This window comes from Flavobacterium sp. 22659 (assembly GCF_052044235.1).
Classification (GTDB): Bacteria; Bacteroidota; Bacteroidia; order Flavobacteriales; family Flavobacteriaceae; genus Flavobacterium; species Flavobacterium johnsoniae.
Genome location: NZ_JBQEMU010000031.1, coordinates 51419 through 61839 on the forward strand (window position 1 = coordinate 51419; position 10421 = coordinate 61839).

8 protein-coding genes are annotated in these 10421 nt (G+C 32.3%); 2 read left to right on the plus strand and 6 right to left on the minus strand.

The window, feature by feature from the left end:
- The first annotated feature begins 267 nt into the window (after window positions 1-267).
- The gene (locus tag ACTJIW_RS22710) at window positions 268-651 is read left to right on the plus strand and encodes an ankyrin repeat domain-containing protein (RefSeq protein WP_440716412.1); all 384 of its coding nucleotides are present in this window, start codon (window positions 268-270) and stop codon (window positions 649-651) included.
- Between the two features lie 179 nt (window positions 652-830).
- Here the strand turns inward: ACTJIW_RS22710 and ACTJIW_RS22715 are convergent, their stop codons facing one another.
- From ACTJIW_RS22715 to ACTJIW_RS22740, 6 genes are all read right to left on the minus strand, one after another.
- Window positions 831-3929 (minus strand): efflux RND transporter permease subunit, encoded by a 3099-nt coding sequence (locus ACTJIW_RS22715; RefSeq protein ID WP_440716413.1) that lies wholly within the window; start codon window positions 3927-3929, stop codon window positions 831-833.
- A 3-nt stretch (window positions 3930-3932) separates the two neighbouring features.
- Window positions 3933-5018 (minus strand): efflux RND transporter periplasmic adaptor subunit, encoded by a 1086-nt coding sequence (locus tag ACTJIW_RS22720; protein WP_012024793.1) that lies wholly within the window; start codon window positions 5016-5018, stop codon window positions 3933-3935.
- Between the two features lie 12 nt (window positions 5019-5030).
- Window positions 5031-6278, minus strand: coding sequence for a TolC family protein (locus tag ACTJIW_RS22725; RefSeq protein WP_012024794.1), 1248 nt, complete (start codon window positions 6276-6278; stop codon window positions 5031-5033).
- Between the two features lie 87 nt (window positions 6279-6365).
- Window positions 6366-7727, minus strand: coding sequence for a sensor histidine kinase (locus tag ACTJIW_RS22730; RefSeq protein ID WP_440716414.1), 1362 nt, complete (start codon window positions 7725-7727; stop codon window positions 6366-6368).
- A complete protein-coding gene (locus tag ACTJIW_RS22735) occupies window positions 7724-8404 on the minus strand; it encodes a response regulator transcription factor (protein ID WP_012024796.1) in 681 nt (226 codons plus the stop codon). Before ACTJIW_RS22735 ends, ACTJIW_RS22730 begins: the two co-directional genes overlap by 4 nt.
- A gap of 65 nt (window positions 8405-8469) precedes the next feature.
- A complete protein-coding gene (locus tag ACTJIW_RS22740; RefSeq protein ID WP_440716415.1) occupies window positions 8470-9558 on the minus strand; it encodes a M42 family metallopeptidase in 1089 nt (362 codons plus the stop codon).
- An 81-nt stretch (window positions 9559-9639) separates the two neighbouring features.
- Between ACTJIW_RS22740 and ACTJIW_RS22745 the strand changes: the two genes are divergently transcribed.
- The gene (locus ACTJIW_RS22745) at window positions 9640-10323 is read left to right on the plus strand and encodes a DUF4294 domain-containing protein (protein WP_121361154.1); all 684 of its coding nucleotides are present in this window, start codon (window positions 9640-9642) and stop codon (window positions 10321-10323) included.
- Window positions 10324-10421 lie beyond the last annotated feature (98 nt).

A 10421-nucleotide genomic window follows, 5' to 3' on the forward strand; every position in this document is an offset into this window, starting at 1 on the left:
GTTTTCTCTTTCATTTTTGATACTTTCTTGATCACAAATTTTAAAAAAATATTCGTTTTGGTGTAACATTTCTACATTTGTTGCGTCTTTTATAGTGAATTTAAATTTTAGAAGAGTAATATTTCGAATTCATTAATTAAAAGTTAAGAATTAGTTAAAACAAGGTACTTTGTTATACAATATACTGCTTTTTAATTTACATTTGTATAGAATTTAAAATTCATTATCAATCAAATAATTATCAATCAATTTAACAACCCAATCATTATGAAAAAATCAGTTATTTCTTTAGGTCTTGCTTTAGTAGCATTTGCAAATGTTTCTATGGCTTCAAACAGCACATCAGTTGCTAAAAATGAAATTACAGTATCTGCTGTATATGAAGGAACACCTCTTGTAGTTGCAGTAGCTAAAGGAGATATCGACACAGTAAAGAAATTTATCGAGTACGGTGCTAATGTAAATGAAAAAGCAGACGATATGTCTCCTTTAATGACAGCAGCTCGTTACAATAAAGTAGAAATTATAAAAGTTTTATTAGCAGCTGGAGCTCGTCCATCTGATAAAAACGAAAAAGGATATACTGCATTAAAATATGCTGAATTATCAAATGCAGCAGATGCAATTGCACTTTTAAAAGATGCAAAATAAGCTTTAAAAAGTTTAAACGTTTGAGTTAGTATAGCGGTCTTCTTTGAGCAGAAGGCCGTTTTTTTTTGCTGCTTGTTTTTAAGAGAGTATCTAAATCAAAAAAGCACCATTAAAAATAATGATGCTTTTTCTTTCTAAACCAAATTAATCTAACCAAATTAATTTTATCATAAAACCGTTTATTCTATCGGTGCGTGTTTTTTTCGATTGAAAATCCAGAATAAAATTGGGAAAACCAATAATGTCAAAATTGTTGCCGTTACTAATCCTCCAATAATTACAATTGCAAGAGGTTTTTGAGATTCTGATCCAATTCCGGTTGAAATTGCTGCCGGCATTAAACCTATAGAAGCCATAAGTGCCGTCATGACTACTGCTCTTGTTCTGGCTTTTACTCCCATAAAAATGGATTCTTCTAATGAGAATTTTGCCTTTATATTGTGATGAAATTCTGATATCAGGATTACACCATTTTGAATACAGATTCCCAGTAAGGCAATAAAACCAACTCCTGCAGAAATTCCAAAATTCATTCCCGTTAAGTGTAAAGCTATAATCCCGCCAATTACAGCAAATGGCACATTGGCTAAAACAAGTAATGAATCTTTAAAGTTTCCAAACAGAATGAATAACAAGACAAATATTCCAATTAAACTGATTGGTACAACTTGCGCCAAACGTGCACTGGCACGAACCTGATTTTCAAATTCTCCTGTCCATCCAGTTGTATATCCAGGAGGCATTTTTACTTCTGCAACTTTTGATTGTGCTTCTGCAATTGTACTTCCTAAATCTCGGTCACGAACAGAAAATTTTACTCCAATAAAACGTTTCGTATTATCTCTGTAAATAAATGCCGGACCAGTTATGGTTTTAATGTCGCAGATTTCTTTTAACGGGATTTTTGCACCGCTTATAGTTGGTACTTTTAATTCTGCTAAATCTTCTTCGTCTTTACGATACTCTTTAGAAAAACGAACTCGTACATCAAATTTCTTTTCATCTTCATATTTTTGAGTAGCAGTTTTTCCTCCAAAAGCTAATTCTAAAACAGCCTGAGCATCGCTTAAAGTTACACCATAAGCAGCCATTTTTTCTCTGTCAAGAATTACACTAATTTCTGGCTGACCAACATTTCTAAGAATTCCAACATCTTTGATACCTGGAATATCTTTGATTTTTGCTAAAACTTCATTAGAAAGTTCATCTAATTTATCTAAATCATCTCCGTAGATTTTAACTGCATTTGAAGCTTTGAAACCAGCAACAGATTCAGCAACGTTATCAATTACAGGCTGAGAATAGTTATAAGTAATTCCCTGATGAACTTTTAATTTTTCGTCCATTTGGTTAATCAGTTTATCCATACTGATTTTTCGTTTCCAGTCGGCTTTTGGTTTCAAATCGACTTGGAGCTGAATAAATCCAAATCCGTTTGGATCTGTTCCATCGTTACTTCTTCCAGTTTGTGAAAGTACATTTTTAACTTCAGGAAAACTTTCAAGATCTTTTCTGATCATTGCAGCTGTTTTTACACTTTCAGGCAGAGAAGTACTCATTGGTAATTCTGCCGTAACCCATAAAGCTCCTTCATTTAACTGAGGCAAAAATTCTGTACCTAAAAATGAAGCAGAGAAAAATGTAGCAGCAATTACAGATAATGAAATAACTAATGATTTTATTTTATGCTTAAATGTCCATGCAAAACCTTTGCCTACAATTCTGTCCCAAAAGTTTACAAACGGATTATTCTTTTCTTTTACATTTTTATTCAATAAAATATGAGATAAAACCGGCACCAGAGTAAGTGTGAAAATTAATGCTCCCATTAAGGCAAAACCTAAAGTATAGGCAAGGGGAGAGAACATTTTTCCTTCAACCTTCTGAAATGAAAATATTGGCAGTAAAGCGGTAATGATAATTAATTTAGAAAAGAAAATAGCTTTACCCATTTCTGTTCCGGTTTTTTTAATGATGCTTCCTTTTGCAATTTTATTATAAGCTGTCATTCCCAGCTGATGCGCCCTATGATCCAGAACCACAAATAATCCTTCGACCATTACGACGGCACCATCAATGATAATTCCGAAATCGACAGCACCTAAACTCAGCAAGTTGGCGCTCATCCCCATCATTTTTAAACACAAAAAGGCAAATAATAAGGAAAGCGGAATAACTATCGAAACTGTAAAAGTAGTTCTCCAGTCGGCCATAAATAGAAATACGACGCAGGTAACCAAAATAATACCTTCAAATAAATTGTGCATTACCGTTTCGGTAGTGAAATTCATCAAATTGTCACGATCGTAAAAAGTTTCAATTTTAATATCTTTTGGCAGGATATTATCATTTAAATCTTTAATCTTATCTTTTATTAAAGCAAGAGTTTCCTGTGCATTTTCGCCTTTACGCATTACAACGATCCCTTCAACCGCATCATCATTATTTCCAATTCCGGTTTGTCCTACTCTTGGCATAGAACTCTCGTAAACCGAAGCAACGTTTTTAACCAAAATTGGATTTCCTCCTGCTTCGTCTACGATAATATTTTCAATATCTTTTCGGGATTTTAAAAGACCAACACCGCGAACCACAAATGCCTGTCCGTTTTTTTCAATAATATCACCGCCCACGTTTACATTTCCGGCATCAACAGCATTATAAACCTGTAATGGTGTAATATTGTATTTAGCCAGTTTTATAGGATCAACTCCAACTTCATAAGTTTTAGTTTGTCCGCCAAAAACGTTCAAATCGGCAACGCCAGGAACGGCACGTAATTGTTTGTCTATAACCCAGTTTTGGTAAGTCAATAATTCACGACTGTCACGACTGTTGCTTTTTACAATATATCTGAAAATTTCTCCAGTCGGCCCATAAGGAGGCTGAACGTCTGGTTCAACATCATCTGGAAGTGTAACATTTTTAAGTAAATTATTTACCTGAAATCGGGCAAAAGTATCGTCGACACCATCATCAAAAATAATTTTGATTACAGATAAACCAAACATAGTAATACTGCGCACACTCGTTTTTTTCTGCACCGAGTTCATCGAAATCTCGATTGGTGTTGTTACAAAACGTTCTACTTCTTCGGCACTTTTACCATTCCACTGTGTAATGATAATAATTTGAGTATTTGTTACGTCTGGAAAAGCATCAATTGGCATATTTTTAAAGGAAATAAATCCTGCAACAGCCAATATTCCTACCCAGAAAAAGGTAAATGCTTTATTCTTAAGGGAAAAAGCAATTATATTTCGTATGAATTTGTTCATCTTTTAATCGTTTAAAGCGCGATAAATAAATAATTGATTGTTGGTAATGACTTTTTCATTTTCCTTTAAACCGCTTGAAATATAAGTTGTATCACCTACAACTCGGTAAACTTCAACTTGTCTTGTTTCAATATTATGACGATCTTTAAAGATCATGACGAAATTTTTACTTTTATCAAAAACAATGGCATTGCTGGGAATTGCAATCATTGATTCATTTTCGTTGTAGGATAATTTGATATTAGCATTCATATCCGGTTTTAATAAAAACCCAGGGTTTTGAAGTTTAATACGCGCCTGCATTGCTTTGGTTTCAGGATCAATTACGTTAAAGATTTTATCTACTTTTCCTTTAAAAACTTTATCAGGGTAACTTAGAGTAGTTACGCTGGCATCAATTCCAAGTTTTATTTTATTAATGTCGATTTCATTAATATTGGCCATTGCCCAAACTTCGCTGATTTCTGCAATGTCAAAAATATTTTCAGAACGATCAGAACGTAAAAGCATATCCTGATTAATGCTTTTTTGAATAACAAAACCACTTATTGGCGCCGTTACTTCGTAAATAGAACCGGCTTTAATATTGTAAATTTTATAAGTTTCCTGAATTTTGCTTAGCTGTGACTGTGCTTTGTTTACTTCAGATTTTGCTTCAAGAACATCGCTTTCAGAATTTAATTTTCCGTCGTATAATTCCTGAGCAACTTTTAGTTTGTTTTTTGCAACAAGCAAATCATTTTTTGCATCGATAGATTGTTTTTCAAAATCAGCGACATCAGTACTTTTTATGGTTGCTAATACCTGGCCTTTTTTTACATAATCTCCAAGTTCAACATTTACTTTAATCACGTTTCCGCCCACAAGCGGATAAACATCGATTAATTTATTATTATCGGCAGTAATTTTTCCATAAAAACTCAGCTCATTTTTCACTGTCTGGGTTTTCGCATCTGCCGTAGTAGTAGTTTTCAGCATATTATCGCTTAAGGCGAAAGAAGTATTGGTTTGAGGATTTTCTACTTCCTTTTTGCAGCTGGCAAGTGATAAACTTACTATTGCAATTCCTATAATTAGTGTATGTTTCATTATTATTTAGTTTTAAAATAAATCCTTGTTGATAGTAGTATTTAATTCTTCGCCGGATAAAGCCAATTTTTTCTTCAATTCATTAACCTGAATATTAGCCTGATTGTAACTTTCCATAAAATCGGTAAATTCTAATAAGCTGATATTTCTTTTTTGGAAATTGGTTAAGATTCCGTTATAAACCGCTTCAAAGTCTGAGTTTACAGTTGGTTTTATAACTGCATAGTTTTTTCGGGATTCATCCCATTTATTCCATGCCGATGTGATTTCGGTTTCCAATTGAAGATTAAAGTTTTGCTTTTCTACTTTAGATTGGGCTAAAACGGCCTGAGCATTTTTGATATTTCCTTTGTTTTTGTTCCAAAGCGGCAGCGGAATTCCAACAGAAATATTAGCTTCATTATTAAATGCACCGCTTCGCTGATCATAATTAGCACCCAAAGTGATATCTGGAACAGAAAGCGATTTTTGCCATTTTACATTCAGTTCATTAGCTTCAATTTCTTTTTGTTTGGCTAAATAATCCGGACGATTGGCAATTGCTTCATCTTCAAAAGATTTTAGATCAAAAGGAATTATTTTTAAGTATTTATTAAAATCGTCTTTAGAAACATCCGGAATAATAGTTTCAGTTGAATTTAGCAGTAATTTTAAATTTGCCTGCTCTTCAATGCTGTTGTTAACAACTTCCATTCGTTCGTTCTTAAAGTTTAGATACAGAGACTGTAAACGCACAACATCTCGCAGAGGAATATTTCCTTTTTGAGCCTGAATAGAGTAGGAGTTTATTAAATCTTCAATATGAACCAATTGTTTATCAGTTATTTCAAGACTTTTTGTGTTGTAATAAACCGTGTAAAAACTCTGGCGCAGCTGCAGTTTTAATGTTCTTAATAAATCATTGAACTGAAGTTCTGCTAATTGTTCGTTAGTTTTTGCCAATTTAACTTCATTGCGTTTCTTTCCGCCTAAATAGATTAACTGTTCGATACCAAATACTTTTTGTCCTTGCTTGCCAATGTCAAAAAACTTATCCCTTTCTGGATTATAGGCATTTAATTCTGCAGTAAGGTTTGGATTATCCCATATTCGGGCCTGAATGGTCATGGCTTTTGCGGCATCAATATTATAATGAGAGGCTAGCAAAAAAAGATTGTTTTTTAAAAACTGGCTCTCACAATCTTGAAGAGTGACTGTTTTTTGAGCCATAACTACCTGATTAAAAAGTACAAGTAATAATAATGCATATAGTTTTCTCATTGTATCTATTTTATTTTGTACAAATATGCTATCGGCAGACTTTAAGCGGGCTTAAAATCTACCTTAAAATTAGCTTAAAATAAAATATTAATGAAAGAATAATTGGAATAAATTCACATTATCCTTTGGTGTAGTGTAAGTTATGTGAGATTTGTGGAGTTTTAAGATTCTGTTTACAATACGTAATCCCAATCCAAAACCAGATGTGCCTTTAGAATTTTCTCCCCTCATAAAAGGTTCAAAAAGATTTTTTTGTTCGCTTTCGCTTAAAGTTTTTCCAGTGTTTAAAATAGAAATAATCAGATGATCTTCCGGCGCGCTTATTTTTACTAAAGCCTGCTGATTATCTGAATAAACACAGGCATTTTTTAAAACATTAATTACAGCAATTTCCAAAAGGTTTTTATTTCCTTTTATTTCCAGAGCTGTGTCTAAATTTTCACTTTCTTCAATTTCAAATAAAATAACAAAATCAGGAAAGCTTTTCTTTAGATTTTCAATGGCCGAGAAAAGAATCTCATCCATTCTGTGAATTTCGTTGTCTTCATTATTTTTATTGTTATCAATTTTTGATAATATTAATAATGAGCTGATTAATTCAGTTAAATGATTGACATCGGATAAAATTGCTGTTAGAAAATTTTTTCCTTTAAGAGATGTCGTCGAATCGGCTATAGTATTTTCAATTTGTGCAGTAATTCTCGATAAAGGAGTTCTTAATTCATGCGAAGCGTGAGCCGTAAATTCTTTTTGTCTTTGATAGGAAACTTCAATTCGGTCCATCATGAAATTAAACTCGTTTGCAATTAAGTCAATTTCGTCTTTATTGCTTTTTGATTCAATACGAGTATCAAGATTGTTTTCGTTGATATTTTTAATTTTTTGATGAAATAATCCAAGAGGATTCATTGCTTTTCTAACCATAAAAGAGGTTAAAACCCAGCAGAGACATGTAAAGAATATATAGGATACAACTAATGTATATCTTAAAAAAAGCAGTTTTCTTTTTCCATAATCATCCGTAGCAGAAATTAAAGCATAAAAGTCTTTGTCTTTGGTATCATAAAAAACGCCGTAAACTTCATAATCGCCTTGTTGTTTGAAAAAGGTTTTATGTTTTTTAAGATATTTTAAATCTTCAACAGACCAATTGATTTTTGCATCATCGATACTGCTGTAAATAAGTTTAAAATGTGAGTCAAAAACTAAAGTTTTCTCATCATATAATTTATTGATTGAATTTTGGTCAATCATTTTAAGAAGCTGTTCGTCAACTTCTTTTACATCAACCAAAAGTTTAATATTTGAAAGAGCTTTAATTTCAAGACGCTCACGAAATTCTTCTTTTCTAAAATTAGAATATAAAACAAATATCACAGTCGATGCCAATCCAAAAAGGATTGTAAACAAAAGACTTACTAATAATGATATTCTGTTTTTTAATGTCATTCCTCGTTACTTAAATAATATCCGTAACCAATTTTGGTTTTTATGAGTTTTGTTTCGTGGTCTTTATCGATTTTTTTCCTAAGAAAATTTATATAAACTTCAATCGTATTTTGATTGGTTTCAATATGATAATCCCAAAGTTTCTCAGCAATAAATTGTTTAGACAAAACTTTTCCTTTTGCATGAGCTAAAATTAGAATTAGTTTAAACTCTTTTGGAGTCAGCTTAATTTCTTCACCAGAACGTAAAACTTTCATTTCATCTTCCAGAATTTCTAAATCTTCTATAATGATCTTTTTTTCTGTTTGCTGAGGAATTTCTTTTCTCCTAAGCAATGATGAAATACGGGCATATAATTCTTCAAAATGAAAAGGTTTAACCAGATAATCATCAGCACCACTGTCAAAGGAAGCCAGTTTGTCTTCAATTTCACTAAAAGCCGTCAGCATTATAATTGGCGTTTTTTTATCAATTTCACGAATACCTTTACAAACCTCAATACCATTTATTCCCGGAACATTAATATCCAGAATTATTAAATCATATTCATACGGAAAGTATTTTTTGAGCAGTAAAGATCCATCATAATACGGTGTACATTCGAATTGTTTAGTGGTAAAAAAAGCCGATATTTCTTTAGACAAAGTAAAATCGTCTTCGAGCAGTAATATTTTCATTCTTTGAGGAATTAGTAAATTCGGCTATTATTTTATAAACAGCCGAATTTAGTATGAAAGTGCTTTTATTTGAAATATGAGAATGTTTCGTTATTCTCAATTTTCAATAAGGACTCATAAATCAATTGAATTACATTTTCAACATCATCTCTATGCACCATTTCTACAGTAGTATGCATGTATCTTAAAGGAAGAGAAATTAATGCTGAAGCTACACCGCCATTGCTATATGCAAAAGCATCTGTATCTGTACCCGTTGCACGAGAAGTAGCATGACGCTGGAAAGGTATTTTCTTTTCTTCTGCAATGTCTACAATTAAATCGCGAAGTTTATTTTGGATTGCCGGAGAATATGCAATAACTGGTCCTTTACCCATTTTTAGATCACCTTCGACTTTTTTATCAATCATAGGAGTAGTGGTATCATGACAGACATCAGTAACAATAGCAACATTTGGTTTAATTGTATGAGCTATCATTTCTGCACCGCGAAGACCAATTTCTTCCTGAACAGAATTTACTATATACAAACCAAAAGGAAGTGTTTTTTTGTTTTCCTTTAATAAACGAGCAACTTCGGCAATCATAAAACCGCCCATTCTGTTGTCTATCGCACGGCATACAAATTTGTTTTCATTCAAAACCATAAATTCATCAGGATAGGTAATTACACATCCTACATGAACTCCCATTGCTTCAACCTGTTCCTTAGTTTCACATCCTAAATCAATAAATATGTTGCTCAATTTTGGGATTTCTTCCTTGTCTCTTAAACGTGTGTGAATTGCAGGCCATCCAAATACACCTTTTACAATCCCTTTTTTGGTATGAATATTTACTCTTTTTGAAGGTGCAATCTGGTGATCAGATCCACCGTTTCTAATTACATATAATAAACCATCATCTGTAATATAGTTTACATACCATGAAATTTCATCAGCATGACCCTCAATAACAACCTTAAAAGGAGCATCAGGATTAATAACTCCAACCGCTGTACCATATGTATCAGTGATAAAAGTATCTACATAAGGTTTTAAATAATTCATCCAAAGTTTTTGCCCTTCACTTTCGTAACCAGTCGGCGAAGCATTATTTAGATAGCTTTCTAAAAAAGCTATAGAGGTATCATTTAAGATAGATTTTGTACTCATAAAAATATTTTTGTGCTAATTTATAAATTTGGTATCAGAGTTGTGTATAAATATATAATTTTACATCTAAATTAAGACTCCATGAGATTTACCTGTTGTATTTTATTTTTATTATTTATTTCATATACTAGTGAAGCCCAAGTTACTCCAAAAGAAAATCAAGAAATGGGGTATATTTTAACTGAAAAAGATTCAATTCTAAACGATACAATTCAATTGCCCGAAATTATTATTTCAAAAGGAGAGAAGATGAGTGCCGAAGAATTAAAGCAGTTTCAGATTTTACAGATGAGAGTGTATAAGGTATATCCGTATGCAAGACTTGCAGCAGATAGACTAACAGCTTTAAATAATGGAATGGCCAGATTAAAAACGAGCCGTGAAAAAAAGAAGTATTTCAAAATTGTAGAGGACTATCTTAACAACGAATTTGAAGACAGACTTAAAAAGCTTTCCAGAAAACAAGGACAGATTCTTGTAAAGTTAGTACACCGCCAAACCGGAAAAACTACTTATGAGTTAATAAAAACTCTAAAAAGCGGTTTTAAGGCCTTTGTGTCAAATACAACTGCCAATTTATTTGATATAAGTTTAAAAACAGAATACAAACCTTTTGAAGTTAACGAAGATTATTTAATAGAAACAATCCTTGTCCGCGCATTTGAATCCGGACGTTTAGTAAATCAGCCTTCAGCCAATCCGGTAAATTATAATAATCTAATGACCCACTGGGAAGCCAAAGCTAAAGAGATCAATAAAAAATAATATACTATTATATATAGGTACAACCCGCCAGTTTTTGAAACCTGCCGGGTTTTTTTTGTGTGTATACATATATAAGTATGGTATTATGATTTTCAGGA